Source organism: Halobellus sp. LT62, assembly GCF_037031285.1.
Classification (GTDB): domain Archaea; phylum Halobacteriota; class Halobacteria; order Halobacteriales; family Haloferacaceae; genus Haloquadratum; species Haloquadratum salinisoli.
The window spans coordinates 1,146,502-1,170,673 of record NZ_JAYEZO010000001.1 but is presented as its reverse complement, the minus strand read 5'-3'; the positions used below and the strand labels follow the sequence as shown (position 1 = coordinate 1,170,673).

Genomic DNA, 24,172 nt, shown 5'->3' with positions numbered 1-24,172 from the left:
GTCGGTAGTTTTATTGAAAGATATTCCCAACCTTGGGTTGGGACGTCGCCGAAGTACGGGGAGCCGGTCACCGAAGCAGGCCCCGTATCGACATCGTGGGGCCTTCCGACACTCCCCGACGTGGGACTTCCGGGCGACGCACATAACCAACATATGCTCGAAAACGACCCGATATTGGACGGTGTGACCGTTGTCGATCTCTCGACGTTCGTGACGGGCGGGTTCTGCTCGTCAATGCTCGCAAACCAAGGTGCCGAAGTGCTCAAAGTCGAACAACCGGGATACGGAGATGCGATCCGACACTCGGGACCGCCCTTCATCAACGGGGAGTCACCATACTACTGGACGGTCAATTACGGAAAACGGAGCATCGAACTCAATTTAAAAAACCAGCGTGGAAAGGAGGCGCTGTACGAGCTGATCGCCGAGGCGGATGTCTTCATTCAGAACTTCCGACCGGGCGTGGCAGAGCGCTTGGGTGTCGATTACGAGTCGATAGCGGAGCATAACGACGGGATCATCTATCTCGCGGTCTCGGCGTTCGGTCAGACCGGGCCGTGGCGCGAGCGAACCGGATACGACCTGCTCATCCAAGGGCTCAGCGGGATTATGAGCGTCACTGGAGAGGAGGACGGGCAGCCGGTAAAGGTCGGGCTCCCGATCACAGATCTCATCACTGCGATGTGGGCCGCCTTCGGCGTGACGTTGGCCTTGTACCGACGGCAATCCACCGGTACGGGCGAGTACATCGACATCGGAATGCTCGAATCCGTGCTGCCGTGGCTGACCAAGCAAGCCGGACAGGTGTTTGCTGGCGAGACGCCCGAGCGGATGGGAACGAAGGATCCCGTCCTCGCGCCGTACCAGACGTTCGAGACAGAGGACGGCTACATCAACATCTGCATCCTCAACGAGAAACTTTGGGGGGAACTCTGCGACGCTATCGACCGACAAGAGCTCCGTGACGACGACCGCTTCGAGACCAACGCGGATCGCGTCGCCCACATCGACGAATTGGAATCGGAAATCGAACGCACGCTGCAGGACCGACCGACGGAGGACTGGATCGAGATTATCGCGGAAGAGGGCGGCGTGCCCGCAGGGCCAGTGTTCGAGGTCGAGGAGGCACTGCACAACCCCCAGATCGATGCCCGAGGCACGCTCGATGAAATCGAGCATCCGGAACTCGGTACCCTTCCCGTGATCGAACATCCCCTGAAGTTCGCGAACGCCGACAACGGCTTTCGAGTCCCGCCGCCGGTACTGGGGGAACACAACCGGGAGACGTTCCGGGAGCTCGGCTACTCGGAGGCGGAGATCAACGAACTGGAGGCCGCCGGGGTATTCGGCTGATCACCACCGCTGAGCCGCCCCGAGCCGGTACTTCGGACCCGTCGCAGTCTGTCGCTTCAACGTGATCTCTAGAAGAGTACTGTGAAATTCTGCCCCTATTATTGCGGGACCCGACGCTGCGGAACGGTGCCGTCCGAACGCCATCCCCGAGCCCCGTAGTATTCGTCCAATGCCGCCTCAAAATCGGGGATTTCGTACGGCAGTCTGTCGTTTTCCCTGTCGAAACCACGCTGGTTGTTGAAATGTCGCTCCAGCGTGACGATTCGTGCTCCGACATCCAGCAGTCGCGCGAAGTCCGCATCGAAGAGTATCTCGTACCGGTCGGTCGTCATAAAGTCCCGGGAGAATTTGCAGACGATGCCGCTGTCGTTCAACGCCATCAAGTTCTCGCGCTCGATGAGCCGATCCGTCTTCCCGACCGTTCCCTCGGGGGCGACCGCCTCTTCCTGCGGAACAAGTGGGTACTCGATCGAGTAAAAAGTCGCGTACATATGATCTGCCCCCCGATTCGCGACCGCGTACGAGAGGCCCTGTCCGTGCAGTATTCGCCCCTCGTGGGCGGCAAAATCCATCCCCTTTACCGACCAATTCTCGACGCCGAGGTCGTCGTAAATTCGGTCGATTCCCTCGGCGAGCGTGTCTCCGATGCCCTCACGCCGGGCTATCTTCTCGACGAGAGACCAGATCAGTTCCCGGTTTCCGAACTCATCGTTGGCGGCGAGGTAAGCCGCAATGACGTTGCCAGTGGAGATCGCATCAAGGCCGAACTCGTCACACAGTTGATTTGATTTCATCACGTCTACGATATCGTCGACGCCAGCATTCGATCCGAACGCCATTGCTACCTCGAACTCCGGGCCCTCGGTTTCGACGCCGCGTCCCTCGTCCCTCGTCGGGAGCTTGCACGCAAACGCACACGCCGAGCAGGTTCCCTTCTTGTATTTTTTCTCGGCGACGGCGTCGCCGTTGATTCCCTCTACGCCCTCAAACGTCTGTTGAGAAAAGTAGTACGACGGGAGGCCGTTCATCTCGTTGGCGAGATCCATCACCGCAACTGTCCCCTGCTGTTTCATAATGTGGTCGTCGGTCGCCGCCTCGCGGTGGATCTTCATCTGCTCTGCGGGGAAATTAATATCGGGTCGAGAATCACCACCGAACGTGATCGCCTTCACCCTCTTCGAGCCGAGGACGGCACCTAGACCACCGCGGCCGAACGCACGCTCTTCCGTCGTCATAATCGACGCGAACCGGACCTGTTGCTCCCCGGCCGGACCGATGACTGCCGTCTGCTCCGTGTCCACATCCCGTTCTGACATCAGATGTGCCACTGTCTCGGGTATCGTAGTATCTTCGAGGTGAGGAACCGCCTCGAACTCGACGCCGTCGTCGGAGACGTGAACGGCCACGAGTTCGTCGCTCACGCCGGTAAATTCGACTGCGCTGTATCCGGTAGCGGCGAAGTGCCGCGACAGGAACCCGCCCGCGTTCGACGAGAGGAGACCGTTAGTCAGGGGAGAGAGACCCGTGCAGTTCATCCGGCCAGTGAAACTCATATTCGACGTCTGCATCGGCCCGGTGGTGAAGATCAACCGATTCTCCGGACCCAACGGGGCGGCGTCGAACGGCACCCTGTCGTGAGCGAGTTTGGTGGCGATTCCCCTGCCACCGATGTACGTCTGTGCGGTGTCGTCGATCCGTGTTTCCGCTGTTTCCTCCGAACCGACATCGATCGTCAGGAGCGGGCCTTTAGAGTGTAACATACGAAGTATACAAACAACACCGCGAGGACTTATTTAATTCTGTTCGTCACACACAGCGTGAAGGAACCACCCAAACAGGCGACATTCTGGACGTCTCTAACGGTTTGGGGACGTGGTGAACAAGTGGGTGAACAGCGGCTCAAGCGAGGGGACGCACGGGTACGCTACGCCGTGGCGGCGCTACTGCACCGCACCGACTTGTCGTCCTCAGGGCTGTTCTCGTAGTCCCAGCGGACGTAGTTGTAGAGTTGTCGATGAATGTCGAGATGGCATTCCAGTCGCTCTGCTACCTCTTGTGTCGAGTAGGCGTGATAGCTGTGACCGTATTCTATCTTGGTTTCTTGGTCAGAAGTATATTGACTCAATGGTTGTTTCACGAGTTGTCGGATTCAACTCCGAGGTCAAGCCTTGGGGAATTCTTCTTGCACTTCTGTAGATCTCGCATTCGTGATATGCCCACCACCGACTCTGATACCTTCTGGGCCGCTACCCAAAGTTTAAATAGAATAGATTGGTTTCTTTTTCCGAAGTCAATGATCATCGATGATTTGGATCAAAAGTTCGTAGCGGGACTCCAGGAGGGGCGAGATCGACTGGAAAACCACTATGTGATCATCAGTATCAAAGGGGGGCTACGTGTCTTTCTGTCGGAGCGAGTGACTGTTGTGAGCCTCGCCATCCTCTTGGGTGTCATCTTTGTGGGGGTTTTCGGCCCGATGCTGACGCCGTACGATTACCAAACGTCACACACGGACGAAGACGGGGAGTTACTCAGAGCTGAGGCTCCGTCGGCCGATCACCTGTTGGGGACAAATCAGCAGGGACAGGACGTCCTATCCCGTCTGATATACGGCGCGCGGCCGACACTCATTACGGGCTTCCTCGGCGGGACGATCATCCTCGTCACGGGATTGACGATCGGCGTGACGGCGGGCTACTTCGGTGGACTGATCGAAAGCGCACTGATGCGCTTTACCGACTTCGTCTACGGAATCCCACTGATACCCACCGCGATCGTGATCGTCGCCTTCTTTGGAATCGGGTTCTGGAAATCCATTCTCATAATCGGCGGGTTGCTGTGGCGAGGAAACGCTAGGGTGTTCCGATCACAGGTATTGCAAATAAAGGAACGCCCCTACGTGAGGTCTGCCGAGGCCCTAGGCGGAAGCAGCCGGTATGTGATCTTCAAACACATCCTGCCGAACCTAGGTGGGATGATGGTCCTCTTTTTCGCTCTCGGCATTGGCGTGTCGATCCTCATCAGCGCTTCCCTCTCTTTCCTTGGCGTCACAAGTCCGTTCATCCCATCCTGGGGAGTTATGCTCCGGAACGCGTACGGGTCCGGTCTGATGACGAGCGCGTGGTGGTGGGCGCTCCCGCCAGGATTTATGATCTCAATCACGGTGCTCACGACCTTTATGCTCGGACGTGGGTACGAACGCGTACAGAAAGCCAAGTCAGAGGGGGTTCAGGTCTGATGACCGAACCTTTACTCGAAATCGAGAACCTCCGCATCAATTACGAAGCGCGCAACGACGACCTCCGGGCAGTGTCAGATGTGTCATTCACCATCGATCAAAACGAATACTTCGGGTTGGTCGGCGAGAGCGGAAGCGGAAAGAGCACCATTGCTAAGTCGGTCATCGGCGGCCTAGACTCGAACGGAGAGGTAGTCTCCGGCACGGTCAAGTACAAGGGCCGGGAGATCCAAGACTTCTCCGAGGACCAGTACAGCGACGAAATCCGGTGGAAAGAGATCGCAGTGATTCCTCAGGCCGCGATGAACAGTCTTGATCCTCTGATGAAGGTTCAAGATCAGGCAGTAGAACTCGCTCAACGTCACACGGACTGGACCGAGCACCGCGCAGTGGAACGCCTCTACGAGCTGTTCGAGGTGGTCGGACTCCCAACATCACGTATCGACGATTACCCACACCAGTTTTCAGGTGGGATGAAACAGCGGGCGATCATCGCGCTTGCCCTCCTCCTCGACCCAGATCTGATTATCGCGGACGAACCCACGACGGCTCTAGACGTGATTATGCAAGATCAGATCCTGAAGTACATTCAAGAGATCAAAGGCGAGGGCGATCTAGGGATGTTGATGATAACACACGACATCTCCGTAATCTTCGAGCAGTGTGACGCGATGGGTGTTCTACACGCCGGACAGTTGGCCGAGGTGGGCGACGTGATGGATGTGTTCAACTCACCACGACACCCATACGCACTCCTGCTCCAGCAGGCGTTCCCGGATGTCCGCTATCCGGATCGGGAGTTGGAGGTAATCAAGGGGAACCCGCCAGCGCTGCGCGAAGAGGTGAACTACTGCACGTTCGCCGACCGGTGTCCGTGGGCAGAACCCGAGTGTCACCAGTCGGCACCGCCGCTCGAAGGCCTGTCAGACGATCCCGACCACAAGACGTCTTGTTTCCGGAGCGACGAACTTGTCGATCTTGCCGAGGAATACTTCACAAAAGACGATAGAGTCCAGATTGAACAAGGGGGAGGAAACTGATGTCCCAAGGAAACAACGGTACACAGCAAAACACCGGTCCAGTGATGGAGCTTCGCGGGTTGAACAAGCACTTCGATCCAAACGCGAACATCACCGAAACGATCCGCGGGAAGCTGTTTGGGAAGGAGCAATCAAAGGTTCGTGCCGTGGATGGGGTCGACCTCACGCTGGAATCAGATCAGGTTCAAGGGATCATCGGAGAGAGCGGGTGTGGGAAGTCGACGCTCCTGTCTACGCTGATGGGATTGTACACGCCAACGAGCGGTGAACTCCGTTTGGACGGTAGGCCCGTCTCGAGGTTCGACAAGGCCGATTGGAAGGAATACAGACGCCGGGTACAGATGATCTTCCAAGATCCGTTCAACGCGATGAACCCGAAGTTCTCAGTCCGGGAGGTTCTCCGGGAACCACTCGAAATTCACGACGTGGAGTACACCGAGGAGACTCTTCTCGACGTGCTCGAACAGGTGCAACTGAACCCGCCCGAGAACTACCTCGACCGACGTGAGTCCCAGCTGTCCGGCGGCGAGAAACAGCGCGTGTCGATCGCGAAGGCGCTGGTGCTTGAGCCGGACGTAATCTTGGCTGACGAGCCCGTATCGATGCTCGACGTATCGACGCAGGCGGCGATCCTCCGGTTGCTCGGCGATCTGGTCGACGAGTACGGCGTGTCGATGTTCTACGTCTCACACGACCTCTCGACAGTCTCGTACATCTGTGACCGCGTGAATGTGATGTATCTCGGCAGAGTTGTCGAGAGCGCACCAACGAGGAAGCTCCTAGATGAGCCGAAGCACCCGTACACGCAAGCACTCATCAACGCAATCCCGATTCCCGACCCCAGCCACAACCGGGAACCGACGGACCTCAAGGGGACGCCGGGGGACCCCAGCGACCTGCCGGAGGGGTGTCGGTTCAAAGATCGATGTCCCGAACGGATGGACATCTGCGATCAAGACCCCGTGTTCGCCAGTTACGATGACGACGCACATCAAGTGGCGTGTCATCTCTATTACAATCACGAACAAGGGGCTCCTGCCGCGGTGACAACGGAACCGGAGGTGATGTTCGATGGGTAAAGCGGCATACTACGTCAAGCGGTCGATCGTCTCGCTCCTATTGATTCTTGGGACTGCGACGGCCCTATTCTTTTTTTTCCGGGCGTTGCCCGGCGACTACGCTACGTTACTTGCACAGTCTGGAGCGTCGGCGGAGCAGGTGGAAGCACTGCGGGAACAATGGGGACTAAACGATCCGCTGTGGCAACAGTACCTCCGGTTTGTGACGAACCTCTTCACCGGTAACTTGGGCACATCCCGGGTGTCGGGGCTTCCTGTCTGGGAGTACGTCCGACCAGCCCTGCTGAATTCGTTCATCCTCGTTGCCCCCGCCGTCATCACGGCGTACCTCTTAGGGTCGCTTTACGGAACGCTGATGGGAAGCCGGCAGGACTCGCTCCTCGACAAGTACGGGATCATCCCGCCGACGATGATCGGAACGACACCGGACTTCTTTATTGGAATCTTGCTCATCTTCGTGTTCGCCGGGTACCTCGGCCTCTTCCCGACTTCGGGGATGCTGTCCTTGGATACGTACAACGCGCTGGGTCAGGATGCCACGAACCTCGACATATTCACTACCCTCGACTTCTGGTGGCACTACACGCTCCCGTTCTTGGCGATCGTTCTCAAGTACCTCTACTACCCGACACTCGTGATGCGAGGAAGTATCGTAGAGGTGAAGGGGCAGGACTTCGCGTACTACCACCGGATCAAGGGACTCTCACAGAGCACCCAGCTTCGTCACCTGATGCGACACGCGTCTCTCCCCGTCATCACCCTGCTGCCAACGACTATGGCGAGGGCGATTAGCGGACTAGTACTAATCGAAGTCGTCTTCAACTGGCCCGGCATCGGGAAACTTCTGGTCGACTCCGTCTTCGCCCGCGATACGCCCGTGCTCCAGTTCGTCTTCCTACTCGTAGCGGTGTGGGTGATCCTCGGGAATTTCATCGTTGACATCCTCTACAGCGTGATCGATCCGCGAATCACCATCGAGGGGGATAACGAGGCAGAATAGGCTCAAACAGCTGCTTCCTTGTGTCGCTCTCCGATACATTTATAATGATATACTAGAAATCCGCAGGCGTCACCCACGGTAACGGTTTCCAAGCGTACCGGGACGAGACTGAATAAGACACGCGGAAAATCAAGCGAACGCTATACAATGACTAGCAATACCAACGGGACGGACACGACAGATCGGACGACAGGGAGACGGGCTTTCATCTCGGCACTCGCCGTCGCGGGCAGCGGTGCCATAGCGGGGTGCGGCGGCTCCAGCGGTGGGGACGGCTCCGGTGGCGGAGGTTCCGACGACGGCGGTTCCGGCGACGGAGGCTCCTCGGGCGACCTAGGAGAACGCGTCCCTGCGGTACAGATGACCTATATGGCAGGTCTCGGGGACTCAACCAAGGTGATGGAGGATTCGCTCGCGATCGCCGCAGATAACATCTCCGAGCGGATCGGCGTCCCCGCTGAGCCCGTCCCGAAGGAGTTCTCGACTGTCCTCAACGAGGTCTACAACGATTCACGGAACACCGCGTTCCAGCCAAATACGCTCACGCTGAACGCACGCCGCCTAGATCCGACCGAAATACTCAACCTGAACACGATCTGGCGAGCGGGCGCCAACGGGCAGGTCAGTCACACTCAGCTCGCGAACTGCGAGTACTCGACGCTCGTCCGTGAACAGTCGAATGCGGCGTCCGAGGAGGAGCGCCGAGAGATTGTCAACGAGGCGCTATCGGTGCTTTCGGACGAAGTCGCTGAACTGAGTATGTTCAACCGGGCCGTGTACGGTGCGTACCGGACGGATCAACTGGAGGTGGGCGACACCGGCAACGCCGGAATGATGGACACGAACTCAGATGTCCTTATCAACTCCGGCGTGAAGGGAGACAACGAGAAGGTGCTGAACATCGCCACGTCAGCGGTGCGGACGAAGACGTATATGACGAGCACGGACGCGACGTCGGTGTCGCTGTGGAACAACCTGATTCACTCTCCGCTCATCCGGCACGACCGGAACTGGGAGCTTACGTCGACGTTCGCCACCGACTGGGACGTCTCCGACGAGTTCCAGACGTTCGAATTCACACTCCGCGAGGGTGCGACCTTCCACAACGGCGACGAAATCACCGCCGAGGACGTGAAGTGGACTCACGAGTTCCTTCTGGATAACTACCAGAGCTACGACGGCGTCAGCCAGTGGCCGGTGGAGTCAATCGAGGCCGTGGACGACTACACAGTCAGATTCAATCTCAGCGAAACCTCGCCAGCGTTCCTCCGGCAGCACTTAGCCGTGTGGGGAATTCTGCACAGTGACACGTGGATCGAGGGCGGAGCCGAAGAGAACCCAGAGGATGTCGACATCGACACAGTCGTGGGGTCCGGCCCGTATCAGGTCACCAACTTCCAGCAACAGCAGTTGCTGCAGGTTGAACCGCACGAGGACCACTGGAATACTCCAGATGGATCGATGAGTATGCAGGTATTCCAAGATCAACAGAGCGCGTACCGTGCCTTCCAAGACGGGACGCTAAACATCTTTGTTGGAATCAGCCCAGGGATCGCGGACCAGATCTCGAATCAGATGAGTGACGTCGCGGAAGTCTCGACCGTCCAAGGGTTCACCTCGTGGTCGATGAACCCGCAGACGAACTACGGCCCCACGAAGTTCCGCGAGTTCCGGATGGCGGTTTCACAGTGTCTCAACCGACAGCAAATGAACCAAGTGGCGAACTACGGAAACGCCATCTCGATGGAGTACTCCTGTGGATTCTCGCCGACGCATCCCTTCTACCCGGAGAATGAGGACGAGGTGCTGACGAAGATCGCCGATTCGCTCGAGGGCTCCGAGGAGCGGGCGAGGCAGATACTCAGCGACGCCGGGTGGGGATGGGACGACAACGGTCGGCTCCACTACCCGCCGGATGCAGATCTCGAACCCCTTTGGCCCGAGGGCGAGACTCCAATGGACTATCCCGACCGATTCCCTTGCGTTGAGGAACTGAGCCAGTAGAGTCGCTCGTCGGAGAGGTATTCACAGCACGATCACGAGAATCCGGATGTCAGCGGTGCGATCGCCGTTACGAAAACTTCACCTCGTGTTCGTCGATGAAGGATTCATCCAACGTCAGACCGAACCCGGGATCTTTCGGGACGCGGATTTCGCCGTCCTCGATATCGGGCGTATTCTCCACCATCTCGTACCAGAGTGGATCCAGCCCTGGGGCAAATATTTCAGCGAAGGATTCGCTCGCTGTCGAGGCCAAGAGTTGCAGTCCGACCTGCGTACTGTGGTGGTGCCCCATCGACACGCCGTGGATTTCCGCGAACCCGGCGACCCGTCGCCACGCAGTCGCGCCCCCACCTATCGTCGCGTCGTAATTAAGTATGTCCACCGACCCGTCCTCGACGAGACGGCGACAGCCTCGAGGAATGTGCTCGCTCTGTCCGGCTACTACCCAGAGATCGGTCCGTTCTCGGACCGTACGCATTCCGTCGTACTGGTTGTACCAGACAACCGGCTCTTCGAACCACAGGAGGTCCAAGTGATCGGCCATCCGCCCGAACGCTACCGCCTCGTCGATCGTGTATCCCTGGTTTGCGTCGACAGCGATCTCGAATCCGTCGGAGGCCACCTCGTGCGCGGCTTCCACTCGCGCGAGGTCTTCCTCGGGAGACCGGTCCCCGATCTTGAATTTCACGCCCGCCACGCCCAGTTTCTCGTAGGCCTCAATCTCTGCTCTGATCTCTTCGGTACCCTTCCCGTCCTCGTAGTAGCCACCTATGGCCAAAACTGGAACGGTGTCCCGCGCGCCACCCCAAAGTCGGGAGAGGGGTTCACCGGCCGCCGTCCCGATCGCATCCCACACCGCGACGTCGACAGCACCGATGGCAGCCAAAAAGACGTACCGGTCGGTGCCCTCGTACAGCGAACACGTGGTTGTCGTCTGGAACATCCGCTTCCAGTGACGATCGACCGAATGGAGATCCTCTCCGATCACGACTGGCGCGATTACCGTGTCGATGATCTCGACGAACCGGCGTCCGAGTTCGGGGTTGACATCCAACAGGACACCGGAGTAGATCCGTCCAGTCACGTCCGTCCCGGTGTGCACCTCGACGACGATCGTTGCACGCTGTGTTTTCGTGTAGTTGCTCCCGCTCACGACCCTGTCGGTCTCCGCGACGACGGGGCGGACGCTGACATCGGTAATTTGCACAGGACGGTAGATACATCGATCGTATTTTATTATTTGGGACCGAGACGTTCTATAGTGCTTCTCGACATTCAGTTGAGCGATACAACGTGTGTTGTGTGCGATCGGAGACACCAGCGGGTGGGGATGTCTACGGGCGGCACCTCCTCATTCCCGTACCGTAGGATGGGTGATCGAGAACGGAGGACCGCCCCCACGAGCGACACCATTCGGTACCCTGCATCGACATACCTCTCCCACGATATCGGCTCCAAGTCTAAACCACGAATATTGCGGGTTCGACTATCGGTGATGCCAGCACGCTCCACGCGACTCGTTCTGTCCAAAGATTACCGTTCCAAGGCGTGCCGTCTAATAGGAAATCGGCTTCGGCAAGAGTGAAATCGGAGATTCCAGCCTCATATCAGAGATATGCAAACTGACGAAAAACCGTCAGAAGGAACGATGAGCTCGCGAGATTCCGATGGGTCTGAGTCGGAGTTCCATATGCCGACCGTGGTCGGAAGTCTGGTTGCCGGCGTCTTCTTCGGTGGTGTCGGTGGCGGCGTGGCGTTCCCGACTCTCCCGACGCTGGGGACGGTACTCGGCCTGTCACCGCTATTGGTCGGAGTCATCCTATCGATAAATCGGTTTACGCGCCTACTGATGAACACGCCCGCCGGAGGCTACATCGACAAGGTGGGAACTCGCAAGCCGATGATTGTCGGGTTCATCTTCCAAGGGGTTCCGCCGTTCGGGTACATCGTCGGCTTGCACGCAGATATGATACCTCTGTTCGGACCAGCATCAATCTTCATCGCTGCAAGAATCGTCTGGGGACTGGGTTCGGCGTTCGTCTTTGTCGGCGCATTTAGCACAGTCGTCCACGTCACCTCCGATAACAACCGCGGGAAATGGATCGGATACTTCCGCGGTGGACAGAGCTTGGGGTTTCCAAGCGGACTTATCGCTGGGGGGATCCTCACCGATCTGTACGGGTACGAGGTGGCCTTCGGCATCGCCGGCACGCTGGGATTGTTGGCGGCGGGCGTGAGCGCCGTCGTGCTCCCGGACGTATCCCCGTCGTTTACCCAACCCACGCGATTCCGGGACGTTCCGGGGATTGTCCTATCGGATTCGCGGATCTTTATGATTGGATCAATAAACTTCACCGTTCGATTCCTGTTTCACGGCGTGCTGCTGTCGACGATCGTTGTTTTCGCGACGGTCAACGAGATCACGATCGGAGAGTTTTCTGCTATCGGTGTCAGCGGAGTCATTATGGGGTTCAGCGTCATCTTTTCCAGTACCACGACCGCCGTGACCGGCAGCCTCTCGGACCGGGTACGGAATCGACTGTACATCACGGTCCCGTCGTTGGCCGCGATCACGGCAGGTTTCGTCATATTGAGTGCTATACCAACTCTGGAAGGGACCCTCACGGGCTTGGCCGTGATCGGCATCGGTATTGGCGGTACCAGTCCACCGCTGTTGGCCTTACTGGGTGACCTCAGCCCGGCGGGCGACACGGGAAAACTGGGCGGAGTGTACAATATGTTCGGTGATCTCGGGATGACGCTCGGTCCGCTGGTGGCGCTCCCGGTAGCCGAACGGGTCGGCTACGCTATGGAGTACCTCCTCTGTGCGGGGATGGTGGGAATTGTCCTGTGTGTATTGGTGACTACGATGCTACTGCCGGCCTCGGACGTCGAAGCGGACTGATTCCAGTGGGCAGATCGTCGGGCTGGATCAATATGGGGGAGCCCCTTCGGTGGTCATAGATCACAGAAGCCAACTTGGAACCGATAGAGATGCGAAAATATGCCAAGGAACGGAGCGGATGTCCGATCTTCGACGGTACATTTTTTTCTGGTAGAGGAGTATCAGACACGATGAAGATCACTGAGGTCGAGCCGATACGGGTGGGTCCGTACCTTTTCGTTCGAATACACACGGATGCAGGTACCACGGGCCTCGGCGAGGCAGGTGCGTGGGCACACCCCGAGGCGACAACGAGGGCCATCGCCGGGTTCGAGCGACAGCTCCTCGGGACAGATCCTCTGAGGATCCGGCACCACTTCCAAGCACTGTACCGAAACGCGCATTTCCGCGGAGCGGTCGTCACTGCGGCGCTTAGTGCGATAGATATCGCCCTGTGGGATATCGCGGGGAAGTACAACAATGTCCCCGTGTACGAACTCCTAGGGGGACCGACGCGGACGAAGGCGCGAGCGTACCCTTGGGTGCTCGGCGAGACGACTGAAGAACTCGTGGCGGGCGCAGAGCGGATGGTCGACGAAGGGTTCACTGCGATCGGCCATCTGAATCCGCTCACTGACCACGATCGGAGTGAACCGTACTTTGAGACGCATTCCCAGCGTATCACTGCCGCCGTCGAGCGCGTTGGGATGCTTCGGGAAGTCGTGGGACCCACAGTCGACCTCTGCCTCGAGATCCACCGGCGGCTCGATCCCGCCGAAGCGATCGTTCTTGGCAGGAAACTCGAGGAATTCACGCCGATGTTCTATGAGGATCCCACTCGCCCGGATAACTTCGACGCGATGGCGCGTATCGCGCGGAAAATCAACCTTCCAATTGCAACCGGGGAGCGACTGCAGACGATACACGAATTCGAGATGCTGCTGTCCCGTGACGCTGTCGACTACATTCGTCCAGACGTCTGTCTGGTCGGCGGAATAACACAGGCAGTGAAGGTCGCTGCGCTTGCGGAAGCCCGGTACGTCGACGTCGTTCCGCACACCCCGCTGAGCCCAATCGGCCTCGCTGCGAGTCTGCAACTGGCCGCGGTGATCCCGAATTTTGCCATACAAGAGTATATGTACACCGGAGAAGAGGGCGACGAAAATGAGCGTCTCATTAAGGACCCAATCACCTGCGAAGATGGTTTCCTCATCATTCCCGATCGTCCCGGAATCGGCGTTGAGCTGAATGGTTCGGCGGTCGAAAGCCGAACAAGGTCGGATCGGCAGAAGCCGACACGGCTTCACGAGGATGGTTCAGTAGTTGATCAGTAACTATTTTATTATATATTATCGCCCGTTCCGGTGAGGCCATACGCAGCTACCAAGTCACCGCCAACGGAAGAATACGGCAATGATATGGTTCCAAGCCATAGATTACTCAAAGAAAACACTATGATCCTTTATCGGAAATATAAGATGAGGCTAACACAGAAATGCCTAAAATCGACGTTCTTATTCTCCGGGACGGGATTCACGGACTCTCGGTGGGTCCTTATGCGGAATCCCTTCGGGAGCGATTACCGAACCACGAGATCAGGATAGCACAAACGCCGGAGGATAGACAAGAGCTTGCACCACAGGCACGCGCCATTTCGGGGGTATCCATCGATCGAGAACTCCTGCGACGTGCAGGTGAACTGGAGTTGTTCGCCGGCCTAGCGTCAGGATACGACCATCTGCCCCTAGAGGCGTTATCCGATGCAGGGGTCACGGTCACGACCGGATCCGGGGTTCACGCCCCAAACATCGCCGAACAAGTTCTGGCGTACATCCTTGGATTCGTCCGCAGTTTGGAGGTCGCTCGAGACCAGCAGAAACGTCGGGTCTGGCAACACTATCAGTCGAATGAGCTCTACGGGAGTACCGTCACCATCGTCGGCCTCGGGTCGATCGGAAGGGCAATCACGCAGCGCGTGTCAGCCTTCGGGGTGGAGACGATCGGCGTCAGATACACTCCGAAAAAAGGAGGTCCGACCGATGAAGTGATTGGGTTCAACGATCGAGCGTTCCATCAGGCACTCGTCGAGACCGACCACCTCGTAATCGCCTCGCCGCTTACGGAGACGACCCGTGGACTCGTCGACCGGCAGGCGTTCAAGTCGCTCCCGAACCACGCGTACCTCGTGAACGTCGGCCGGGGACCGATAGTGGATACCAAAGCACTGGTCGAGGCAGTACGGAAAAACTGGGTCAATGGCGCGGCGCTCGACGTGACAGATCCCGAGCCACTCCCGCAGAAACACCCCCTCTGGCGGTTCGATAACGTGACGATTACCCCCCACACCTCCGGATACAGCCCGAAGCTGTGGATCCGACTCGCTGAAATCGTCGCTGAAAACATCCGCCACCTAGATGCGGGGGAGGCTCCCGAGGCGTTCCGAAACAGGATCCACTGCTGAGTCCCGACGACGGTAGTGTTTAGTTAGGAGCATTGAGCCAGACAGTAAATTCTTGAATCAACTTTCATCCGCTTGATCTCAATGTGGCTGAAAAAATTTGAGAACGAGTGCTTCGGCGTTTTAATTCTTAAAAAATTTGTCCGGTGGTATGCCTATTTCCATTTTGTTCAATTTGAAATCGGAGCCCAGATCCGGCTAGCGCGGTTTGGAGGTGTTGAGCGCCATCGGCCAGAAGTACGGCGGTCGTATGGTATAATATTCGAAAGTGACAACTGTAATTACTCAGACGTTGTCTCATTAGGGTGAATCGTTTTCACCCGTTGGTCTGTTTTTGAGAGTGCTTCAGTCGCCATATCGGCCCGCTCAGCGGCCTCGATGTGCTGGTATGCTTGCCGGATTTGCTCTTCGAGTTATCTAGATATCGGGCCGCGGCAACGTATCCGAACTCTCGGATGGACTCCACATAGGTACAAACCCCGCGGTCATATTGTAATGCAATTGTTCTCGAGATCGGTGTGGCAGACCGTGGTCCGATGACATCGAGGCGTAGGGTAACAATATTCATTGATTCAATTGCCAAGTTGAATCAATCGCGATCGATATGGATCATAAGGGTGCGTCTATACGGGGCTTCAGTTTTTCCCAACGGTCTGTACCAGCTTCCTATGCCGTAAAACTGCTACAGATACCTGTTCCGATAGTCTGTAAAAAGCTTCGGTAATAGCTGTCGATGGGGAGGCTGGTGTAGCTACCCCCCCAGAAAGCTATTACAGATACGTGTTACAGATATAGATGATAAAGATCTGTGGCAAACAGTATCTTTCCACAAAATCACAGCACTACAGATATTACAGAAATAAAATACAGATAGACGTTACAGACATTTAGTACAGATATTCTGAACTAACGTCTGGCACAGATTTATGCGATAGGAGATAGAAACACCGAGCGTATGATCACGGCCGTAGTCTACTCGGAATCAGGGGGAACGTACAAGACGACGATGACGGCCAACCTCGCAGTTGCGCTTGAGCGGATGGGACTCAATACACTCGTACTGGATCTTGATCCACAGGAGGGGAATCTAACGAGCCTCTTTGACGTCGGTGAACACCGTAGCGATCCAGACGCCGACAATCTAGTCAAACACATTCTCGATATGCCTGATGGAGACTTTCACGAGTTGATTGAGACAACAGCAGAAGGCGTCGACATTACTCCAAGTCACGATATGCTCGGTGACTTTACGTCGAACCTCGAGCAGAAGATCGCCTATGAGACGGGGATGCAAAATATAAGCCGCGAAGAGTATCCTCGGTTCGAACTTCTGTACGAACTCCTCTGGAATAAGCAGAAACTGCAGGATAAATACGATGCCGTCCTCATCGATCCAAACGCCCGGGCGGAGGACTTGCTGTATAATGCGATTTTCGCCCTCCGAACGCTTGTCGCGCCTGTCAAACCGGCTGGGAAAGGAAATCTGAGCTTGGAGGGGCTCGAAGAACTTGTCGGGAATATGGAAAACCAATTAGATATCGAAATCGGCCTGTCCTGCGTCGTTCCATCAGGAGTTGGCCAAACGAATGCTCACCAGCAGTATCAGCAACAGTTTGAGAACACGGACGCATTCGCCACGCCTGTCACTATTGGAAACCGGGAAAGCCTAATGGACGCAATGTGGGAAGCCAGAGGGTCCGCGTTCAAGGTCGTCGAAGAACGGTGGAAAACCTTCGAGAAGGACGGTACGATGGTGAGCGAACCCGGTCAGCGACGGATACGAAACCGAGAAATCGAGACGCTGCAGAAGTTGTACGAACTCGCGTGGTTCATTGCCACCGATACGTTCGATGCGAATGTCGATCCAGTGCTGGAACTCGATATTCAGGACCACGAGACGAAGACAATCAATCTTCGAAGTGACGAGACAACGGAGGCGACAACCATATGAGCAACTTCAAATCCGGCTCCGGAAATCTCAATTTCGGTGGAGATGATGAGAAGGACGAGAAAAGCAAATCGGCCACTGAATCCACAAAGACTCAAGACGAGAGGAACACTGCAAAGTCGACAGAATCAGGAACGGCCCGAGCAGCCTCCGCAGAAAACCAGCCTACAGAAACGACTAGTAGCTCGAAGGAATCCAAACCGGGGGGACAGACACAAACAGCGACAACAGCCCCCACCTCCGAAGCGGAGAAATACCCGTACTTCGTCCGGCGGAATAATGTTGGCGACGAACGCGACACACGTCTTGAAATCCACGTTCGCGACAAGGTGGCCGAGCAGGAAGGCAAATTCAGGAGTGAACTGGCCGAGCACCTCGGAACGAACGAAATCTCAAAAACAGATGCCCGAGAGTTCGCCCTGCTCGCAGCATTTCACAATCCCAAACAGGTTGCTGACTTGATGCGGGACGAGGGGTTCGGTACGCTCGGGTGAGAGGGAGTTGATATCGATTTTCGATTTCAGAATGAACCTCCGAGTGTGGAATCCATACAACGAAATACTGATTATAACGTCGTAGAGGCTTGGTAACTGATGATTGTGTCTTGCCTCGGTTGATCTTAGGACCACTGAAGCCATCAAGAGCGGCGACTCCATCCGTCGTGTCGCCCACCGCCTCCACACCGTACGAGACGGTGCCGTTCATACTGTTGGACTCGCTGGAAGCCATCGACCCCGACAGAACCGCTGCGTTGGTGGAGTACTTCGCAGATTATGCGGACTACCTCGTCGTGACACTGCTGTCCGAGGACGCCCAAGCACTCGACGACGGCTTCACTCGCATCACCCCAATTTAATCACAACCGGAGCCGGTGACACCTTCACAGCGGGCCTCATCCGGACGTGGCTACTCGATGACTATTCGGCGCGTGAAGCGGGTATCTTTGCCGCTGCAACGGCCGCGGTCAACTGTACTGCTGTCGGCGCGCGTGGGTGTCTCCCACTCGCTCAAGGACGGTGGTATCGACGGCCTCGCCCGTGCCGGCCCCGCTTACGACGACTGCGTCGGCCCTGCCTCGTTCGACGAGTTCGCTCACCACTTCCGCGTGGGACCGTTCGGTAAGCGGCGCGGATTGTTTCACGTCGATGTCCGCAAGAATAACCACGTTGGCATCGAGTTTCTCACGGAGGCGTACCGTCTCGTGCGCCGTCCTTCGATGAGGCCCTAATCGTGAGGCGAGCCCCGGTGTGGACGTTCACGCGGACGAATTCGCCACCCGTTGCGGCGGCGATTCCCAGTGCACTCTGGACGTCATTCCTGAGGAGGTGAGCGCCGAACGGGATCGAGGCCGCATCACAGAGCGTGGCCGCAAGTGCCGCGACATCGGCAACGACTGACGCGGGACTCGGTCCGGACAGAAGGGCGCGTCACCGAAACTTTCGAGCAGAATCCCATCGGCACTCCGGATTCGAGCGCTTCTGCATCCGGAGTAATCACTCGCGGAGTTCGGTTCGGTCCCCTCCGAAACCCGGTGAACCCGGGAGCGGCGGCAAGTGAATCATCCCAAGAATCGGTGTCTCCGTGCTGAAGACGTCGATATGGGTGTGTGACCGTCGCAGCGACTTAATCATACAGATACCGTACTCCGTCGTGATTCGGCGATGGAGGTCCCGGTGCTTACCCCAAGAATCAATTTGGGCCGAGTCTTTACACCTGTTTTACTGATATTTTCAAGTTAGTAAAGTATATATTATATTTATTTTTCGAGATAGTTTCACCGTATTGATTGACGTATTCATCACGGAAAGCGCGATTAATTGCTTTATTCCCTCTGTCGAGAATTCAGTCAGTATGTCGATCGGTGATCTAGTCGGCGATAATATAAAATACGATGAATATCGATAGTAGTCGGGGGAAATCCTATCGCGTGTGCAATCTCTCCTCCTCGTTCGACAGGACGGTGAAGCAGTCGAGTTCCCGTGCTGAACCTATTCATCACGCCAGTTCTGTCCGGCCCGGCATCTCCGGGAATAACAAAAGTACGTTCGTTACTATGTGGCCGCACACGGACGACTACGGAACGGCCGTCGCGGGGAGACAGTCACGCCGGTTCGGAGTGTGTCCGAGCGAGACCGGTGGGACAGTCGGCACCGATGGGTACGGGTCCTCGTAACTGGTACCGGAACCGGTTCGAACTGGTGCCGATGGGGGTCAGTCACTCCTCGCCGTTGCGATCTTGGTCGCCCTGACTTCGCCGGCGTCGAGTTCAGCCTCGACCTCCCGTGCCGCCTGCACGAGGTTCTCCATCTTCCGGTAGGCGACCTCACGCGGTAGTAGTTTCAATCCGCAATCGGGACTGACCGTGAGCCGCTCCGGTGGCACGACCTCCAATCCACGCTCGATGTTGCGCTTGATCTCTTCGACGGATTCGACGGTGGTGTCGTGGGCGTCGACCACGCCGAGTGCGAAGTCCTTGGTGAACTCCGGTTCGGTGAACACGTCGAGTTGGTTGTAGTCCGTATTGGCCAGTTCCACGTCAACTTCGTCCACGGGGTACTCGAGGATTTCGGGGTAGATGCGCGAGTAGTCACCGTAGCAGACGTGGATGCCGAGTCTGACGTCGTCAGGGATGTCCGCAGCGATCCGGTCGAGACACGCGCCCACGATGGCGTGGTCATCAGGCGTCGTCGCCAGCGCCGGTTCGTCGATCTGTACGTAGCGCGCGCCCGCCTCGACGAGCGCGTGTATCTCCTCGTTCACGAGGTCTGCGAGGTCGTACGCGAGTTCTTCGCTGTCCCCGTAGTGCTCGTCGAAGGCCCAGTTCGCGAGCGTGTACGGGCCGGTGATCGGGACTTTCACTGCACCGCTCGCGACGAAACTGGTGAACTCGAACTCCTCGCGCAACCACGAGTCATCGTACGAAACGCGGTCGGTCACGCTGGGCTTGTGGAAGTAGTTGTGTCCCCACACCTTCACCGGCCCGTTGAATTCGTACCCGTCGATCCTGTCCGCAAAGTACTCGACCATCTCGGTACGGCGTACCTCCCCGTCGACGACGACATCCAAGCCCGCACGCTCGTGTTCCCGAGTGATGAGGCGGGCGGCGTCGTCCAGCGCCTCCGTGAAGCCGTCGCTCGCGTCGTCAGTCGCTTCCGCCGGCCGCTCGACGTCCTCGTCGGCGTCCACAACCCGGTCGTACTCGTTTTCGAGCCACGCCGGCTTCGGATAGCTGCCGACGACGGTCGTCAACAGGAAGTGGTCGTTCGGATGCTCGGCGGGTCGGAACCGATCGCGGTCGCTCATACCGTCACCTCCGACACGCTCGCCGCTCGACCGAGCACGTCGAGTTTCGCCTCGGCACTCGTGACCGGGAGATAGAACAGTTCCGTGTTCGGCGTGAGGTAGATCGTCTCGGGGCTCGCGACCTCCTCGAACCGCGAGACGCGGTCATCGATCTCTCGCAGCGATTCAACCCGGGTGTTCTGTCCATCGGCGACGCCCAGTGCGACCGTATCGGGCGTTCCGTGTTCCGAAATGATCGACTGGACCTCCGGTTCGGCGTTGACGAGGTCAAAGCCGAGCCCATCGACGGCGGCGTCCAGCGCCGCCGTGTAAACGTCTTCCGACAGCGCGTCCCAGTAGGTGTGGACGACGACCTCCGCCTCAAACGCCTCGGCGACCTTCGAGAGGGCGTCGATCACGTCGTCGACGTCGACGGTCGATTCCTCGCCCGTGGGTGGATTCACCGCCAGCGACGGCTCTAGGACGAACACCGTCTCGACCTCGGGAAACGCTCCGCCCTCCGCAGCGAGGAACTCGGCTGTCCCCGCGAGGAACTCCCGGTCGTCGCCGTAGTACTCGTCGACGGCGAGGTCGATCAGGGAGTACGGTCCCGGTAAGACCGCCTGAATCGGTGTTCCGTCCGCGCGTGACGTCACTGCGTCGAGTTCCTCCGCGAGCGTACCGTCGAAGGTCAGTTCACCGGTCACGGCCAACTCGCGATGGAAGTTGTTGTTGTCGTAGTACCGGACGATGCCGCCGGTCTCTACCGCGTCGTGAACGGCGAACGGATGACCCAGCATGTCGTCCCAGCGGAGTTGGCCCTCGACGATCCGATCGAGACCAGCGTCCACCTGCCTCTCGATCACCTCCGCTCGCGCCCGGTCGTACGTCTTGGCCACTGCCGCCCCCTCGGTACCGCTGAGGAGGTCCTCTTTCTGGTGTCCCTTCAGTTCCGAGAGGTCGTCTTTCGCCCAGTCGGGAAGCGGATACAGTCCTACCGTCGCGGCTAAGTGCGACATATTTTGACGTCAGTATGCATTATTTTAATTCTTTCTGTTTATTTTATTCTTGCTAGTAATTGAGCCGCGATTCCGGCCAGCGACGATCGTCACCGTCCCGGAGATCCCAGCCCGCGAGAGCGCACGGACGCCGGCCTCGCGCGCGGCAGCGGCGCGCCCGGCGGTTGTGACCCCGTACACCGCCGGCCCCCACGAGGACTGACCGGCTCCGAACACCGCCGGAGAGTCGGTCACTTCATCGACGATACTGCCGACTGGGGGACGGTAGGTGTCCCCCTGTTCGTCGGCGTACCACAGGCCGTTGAGGCGATCGACAGTCGTCACGGCCCTGCCGAAGTTCGCGACGTCTTCGTCCACCAGCGCGGGCAACACTCGCTGCGTAACCGTGGCGTCGATACGATCGGCTATCGAGGGATTCGCCCGGCGAACGACCGTGCGCATACACGTGTCTTCGCCGTCACCGCTCTTTCCGGGCGAAACGTCCGGCAGGACGAGCAGAAACCGCCACTCCTCGGGAATCGCTTTTCGAGTAGCGAGTGGAGGGGCGGTGGGGTCGTCCCCGGCCGCGCTATCTACGGGGTAGGCCTCGGTGGGGATCCCGCGATCAAGGACAAAGCCGCCGGCCTCGAACGCGGCGATGCCGACGCCGCTCCGTCTCCCGCGCCCCAACCGGCCCGCGTTCTCCCGGATCGCCGGGTCTCGACCGTGGGCACGCGCGATCGCCGTGAGCGTGCTGAGCGCCAGTTGGGTCCCCGATCCCAGGCCGACGTGTCTCGGCAGGGACCGCTCGACGGTCACCCGCGCCCCGTCGACGTCGAGGAGCGAAACGGCCCGCCTAGCGTATCTCGTCGCGGCCGCGACGGTCTCGTCGTCGACTGACGCCGCCCCGGTGCACAGCACTCCAGCCGCGGGGTCGGCTTCGACGACGACTCGCGGGCGTTCCAGCGTAACACCGAGTCCGCCGAAGAGCCGGTCGCGCTTCGGAGAGAGGTTCCGGAACCCGAAGTGGAGTCGAGCACAGCCGGTAATCCGAGCAGCCATTTGTCCGTTCCTCGCTATCTGTCGACGCGCGCCGTTTCGGACTCGGTCTCCGCCTCGCGGTCCACGTCCGGACGCTGCGGGGGGCTCCAGTCGGTGAGTGACGCGACGAGTGCGACGGCCTCCCGATGTCTCGGACCGCCACACTTGTCGGCGACATCGGCGAAAAACGCCATCCTGTCGCGAAGCCGACCGTCGTCGTACTCGGCAACGCCCAAGCGCGACCCCGCGACGGCCAGTTCCACGACCGCACCGAGCGAGCGCGTCGTCGTCGGCACGCGACGCTGAATGACGGCGGCTCGTTTCGGACGGAGTCGCCAATCCACCCACTGCGTGCCACCGGATTCGCCCGTTTCAATACGCGTCGCGTCGACTTCGGCCCACGCCGTTGCAGCTTCCAGAACCGGGTCGGCGGTCTCGACCGCGTCGAGGGCCGCCTCAACGAAGACGACCGGGTCACGAACGAACTGGACGTAGCCACTCCCCCGGCGTTCGAAGTTTTCGCGCGTCCTAGTCCGTCCCCACGTCCGCACACGAACCGGATCGGTCAGATCGTGGTCGTCGCCTGCGTGTAAGCCGAGCGCGGCGACGCTCCAGTTACCGTTCGGATCGCGTGTCGAGGCCACGCTCTCGACGACGCCGACGAGGTCCACCGGCCACTGACCGTCAGTCATCCGTCGAACCCCGTGTCGACAGCCGTTCGCGAACCTCCCCAAGGAGCTCAACGGCCGCGTGCCTGTCCGGTCCCAGCGGCGACGCCGCGACGAAGGCGTCGGTGTACTCGCGAATGGACGCGATCCGATCCGCCACCGATGACGGCGTGCCGGCGATACAGAAGGCATCGAGCATATTCGCCGTCACCAGTTCGTAGGCCAGATCGAACTCCCCCGCAGAGATGGCCGCACCGATCTCCTCGGTGCGATCGGCGTCGAGTCCGTGACGCTCTACGACCTCCTCGGGGGCACCGGCGGCGATGAACGCGACCGGCGGGCGTGCGGCGTTCCTTGCCGCGGACGCGTCCGTGTCGACGCTGACACTCGCGAAGGCGGCGAACGTGAACGCCTCGCGGGAGTCCGCCCGGGAACCGAGACCGGAACTCACCTGCTTTGCCGCCCAAGCGTAGTCGTCGGGATGCGAGGCGTTCACCAGCACGCCATCGGCGTTCTTCGCCGCCATCTGGATCATCCGCGGTCCCTGCGCGCCGACAAACACGGGGACTTGGTCCGCCTCGTAGTTCAAGCCCGCATCGTTGACCTGAAAGGTTCCGTCGTGGTCGACACGCTCACCCGCCCAGAGCTGTCGGTGAACGCGCATCGTTTCGTGAACCCGGGTGAGCGGCCGGTCCCATTCAAGGCCGAGATTCCGCAAGGTGGAGGGGTCGCCCGCTCCCAGTCCCAACACCGTGCGCCCGTCGCTGGCCTCCGAGAGCGTTGCCACCAGCGACGCCAATCGTACCGGGTGGACGTCGTAAGGGTTCACTACCCCCGGCCCGAGTCGTATCTCGTCGGTCGCGTCGGCGAGGCGATCGAGCGCGATGAAGGGATCGCGGTTGTTGTAGTGACACGAGCCGAATACGACATCGAACCCGGATGATTCGACGGTCTTCCCCAACTGGGCGACATCACTCGGCGGTACGTCGGGCGTAAGTTCGATTCCCCACTCAAACGAGGTTTTATTATTTATACTCATTATATTCGATTCGATTATGCTCTAATCGGAATGACTTCGTGGAGGGGTTTGAATGTTGTGGTGACATGGTGCGGTTCGTCGCGGTTTTATGACAATAAAGAATCATTAAATCCGCAACGTTTAATATGGGTAATAGGAAG

General features: G+C 58.5%; 21 protein-coding genes and 2 pseudogenes. 13 read left to right on the top strand and 10 right to left on the bottom strand.

The window, feature by feature from the left end; translation table 11 throughout:
• The first annotated feature begins 153 nt into the window (after nt 1-153).
• Nucleotides 154-1,353, top strand: coding sequence for a CaiB/BaiF CoA transferase family protein (locus U5919_RS05820; protein ID WP_336022775.1), 1,200 nt, complete (start codon nt 154-156; stop codon nt 1,351-1,353).
• A 98-nt stretch (nt 1,354-1,451) separates the two neighbouring features.
• Here the strand turns inward: U5919_RS05820 and U5919_RS05815 are convergent, their stop codons facing one another.
• Entirely contained in the window at nt 1,452-3,113 is a 1,662-nt protein-coding gene (locus U5919_RS05815; protein WP_336022774.1) for an aldehyde ferredoxin oxidoreductase family protein, read from the bottom strand.
• Nucleotides 3,114-3,310: 197 nt separating this feature from the next.
• Nucleotides 3,311-3,445, bottom strand: a pseudogene (locus tag U5919_RS05810) (RNA-guided endonuclease TnpB family protein); the annotation flags it as partial.
• Between the two features lie 201 nt (nt 3,446-3,646).
• Between U5919_RS05810 and U5919_RS05805 the strand changes: the two are divergent.
• From U5919_RS05805 to U5919_RS05785, 5 genes are all read left to right on the top strand, one after another.
• The gene (locus U5919_RS05805) at nt 3,647-4,591 is read left to right on the top strand and encodes an ABC transporter permease (protein WP_336022773.1); all 945 of its coding nucleotides are present in this window, start codon (nt 3,647-3,649) and stop codon (nt 4,589-4,591) included.
• Nucleotides 4,591-5,631: an ABC transporter ATP-binding protein gene (locus U5919_RS05800; protein ID WP_336022771.1), complete on the top strand. Its 1,041-nt coding sequence runs from the start codon at nt 4,591-4,593 to the stop codon at nt 5,629-5,631. Before U5919_RS05805 ends, U5919_RS05800 begins: the two co-directional genes overlap by 1 nt.
• The gene (locus U5919_RS05795; protein ID WP_336022769.1) at nt 5,631-6,710 is read left to right on the top strand and encodes an oligopeptide/dipeptide ABC transporter ATP-binding protein; all 1,080 of its coding nucleotides are present in this window, start codon (nt 5,631-5,633) and stop codon (nt 6,708-6,710) included. Before U5919_RS05800 ends, U5919_RS05795 begins: the two co-directional genes overlap by 1 nt.
• Nucleotides 6,703-7,710 carry an ABC transporter permease gene (locus U5919_RS05790; RefSeq protein WP_336022768.1) on the top strand — a complete coding sequence of 336 codons (1,008 nt, stop codon included), beginning with the start codon at nt 6,703-6,705 and terminating at the stop codon, nt 7,708-7,710. Before U5919_RS05795 ends, U5919_RS05790 begins: the two co-directional genes overlap by 8 nt.
• 147 nt (nt 7,711-7,857) lie before the next feature.
• Nucleotides 7,858-9,714: an ABC transporter substrate-binding protein gene (locus U5919_RS05785; protein ID WP_336022767.1), complete on the top strand. Its 1,857-nt coding sequence runs from the start codon at nt 7,858-7,860 to the stop codon at nt 9,712-9,714.
• A 67-nt stretch (nt 9,715-9,781) separates the two neighbouring features.
• On the opposite strand, the gene U5919_RS05780 is transcribed toward U5919_RS05785, so the two are convergent.
• Nucleotides 9,782-10,921: a mandelate racemase/muconate lactonizing enzyme family protein gene (locus tag U5919_RS05780; protein WP_336022764.1), complete on the bottom strand. Its 1,140-nt coding sequence runs from the start codon at nt 10,919-10,921 to the stop codon at nt 9,782-9,784.
• A gap of 441 nt (nt 10,922-11,362) precedes the next feature.
• Here U5919_RS05780 and U5919_RS05775 point away from each other — a divergent pair, with 441 nt between their 5' ends.
• From U5919_RS05775 to U5919_RS15885, 7 genes and pseudogenes are all read left to right on the top strand, one after another.
• Nucleotides 11,363-12,619: an MFS transporter gene (locus tag U5919_RS05775; RefSeq protein ID WP_336022763.1), complete on the top strand. Its 1,257-nt coding sequence runs from the start codon at nt 11,363-11,365 to the stop codon at nt 12,617-12,619.
• Nucleotides 12,620-12,789: 170 nt separating this feature from the next.
• The gene (gene dgoD, locus U5919_RS05770; RefSeq protein ID WP_336022762.1) at nt 12,790-13,932 is read left to right on the top strand and encodes a galactonate dehydratase; all 1,143 of its coding nucleotides are present in this window, start codon (nt 12,790-12,792) and stop codon (nt 13,930-13,932) included.
• A gap of 161 nt (nt 13,933-14,093) precedes the next feature.
• On the top strand, nt 14,094-15,059 hold the full coding sequence (locus U5919_RS05765; RefSeq protein WP_336022761.1) for a D-2-hydroxyacid dehydrogenase: 966 nt from the start codon (nt 14,094-14,096) through the stop codon (nt 15,057-15,059).
• A gap of 952 nt (nt 15,060-16,011) precedes the next feature.
• Complete coding sequence (locus U5919_RS05755; RefSeq protein ID WP_336022760.1) at nt 16,012-17,007, top strand: ParA family protein; 996 nt, start codon at nt 16,012-16,014, stop codon at nt 17,005-17,007.
• Entirely contained in the window at nt 17,004-17,498 is a 495-nt protein-coding gene (locus U5919_RS05750) for a DUF7970 domain-containing protein (protein WP_336022758.1), read from the top strand. The genes U5919_RS05755 and U5919_RS05750 overlap by 4 nt, the downstream gene beginning before the upstream one ends.
• Nucleotides 17,499-17,698: 200 nt before the next feature.
• Nucleotides 17,699-17,860 (top strand): hypothetical protein, encoded by a 162-nt coding sequence (locus tag U5919_RS05745; RefSeq protein ID WP_336023899.1) that lies wholly within the window; start codon nt 17,699-17,701, stop codon nt 17,858-17,860.
• Between the two features lie 2 nt (nt 17,861-17,862).
• Nucleotides 17,863-18,006 (top strand): annotated as a pseudogene (locus tag U5919_RS15885) (PfkB family carbohydrate kinase); the annotation flags it as partial.
• Here U5919_RS15885 and U5919_RS15785 read toward each other — a convergent pair.
• From U5919_RS15785 to U5919_RS05715, 7 genes are all read right to left on the bottom strand, one after another.
• Nucleotides 17,969-18,169, bottom strand: a complete 201-nt coding sequence (locus U5919_RS15785) for a BtpA/SgcQ family protein (protein ID WP_345786326.1) — start codon at nt 18,167-18,169, stop codon at nt 17,969-17,971. The pseudogene U5919_RS15885 and the gene U5919_RS15785 overlap by 38 nt on opposite strands.
• Nucleotides 18,170-18,185: 16 nt before the next feature.
• A complete protein-coding gene (locus U5919_RS15780) occupies nt 18,186-18,347 on the bottom strand; it encodes a BtpA/SgcQ family protein (RefSeq protein WP_345786341.1) in 162 nt (53 codons plus the stop codon).
• An 868-nt stretch (nt 18,348-19,215) separates the two neighbouring features.
• Nucleotides 19,216-20,307: a methionine synthase gene (locus U5919_RS05735; RefSeq protein ID WP_336022757.1), complete on the bottom strand. Its 1,092-nt coding sequence runs from the start codon at nt 20,305-20,307 to the stop codon at nt 19,216-19,218.
• Nucleotides 20,304-21,305, bottom strand: coding sequence for a 5-methyltetrahydropteroyltriglutamate--homocysteine methyltransferase (locus tag U5919_RS05730; protein WP_336022755.1), 1,002 nt, complete (start codon nt 21,303-21,305; stop codon nt 20,304-20,306). Before U5919_RS05730 ends, U5919_RS05735 begins: the two co-directional genes overlap by 4 nt.
• 24 nt (nt 21,306-21,329) lie before the next feature.
• Nucleotides 21,330-22,346 carry a beta-ribofuranosylaminobenzene 5'-phosphate synthase family protein gene (locus U5919_RS05725; protein WP_336022754.1) on the bottom strand — a complete coding sequence of 339 codons (1,017 nt, stop codon included), beginning with the start codon at nt 22,344-22,346 and terminating at the stop codon, nt 21,330-21,332.
• A gap of 14 nt (nt 22,347-22,360) precedes the next feature.
• Complete coding sequence (locus tag U5919_RS05720; RefSeq protein ID WP_336022753.1) at nt 22,361-23,017, bottom strand: DUF447 domain-containing protein; 657 nt, start codon at nt 23,015-23,017, stop codon at nt 22,361-22,363.
• A complete protein-coding gene (locus U5919_RS05715) occupies nt 23,010-24,032 on the bottom strand; it encodes a 5,10-methylenetetrahydromethanopterin reductase (RefSeq protein WP_336022752.1) in 1,023 nt (340 codons plus the stop codon). The genes U5919_RS05720 and U5919_RS05715 overlap by 8 nt, the downstream gene beginning before the upstream one ends.
• Nucleotides 24,033-24,172 lie beyond the last annotated feature (140 nt).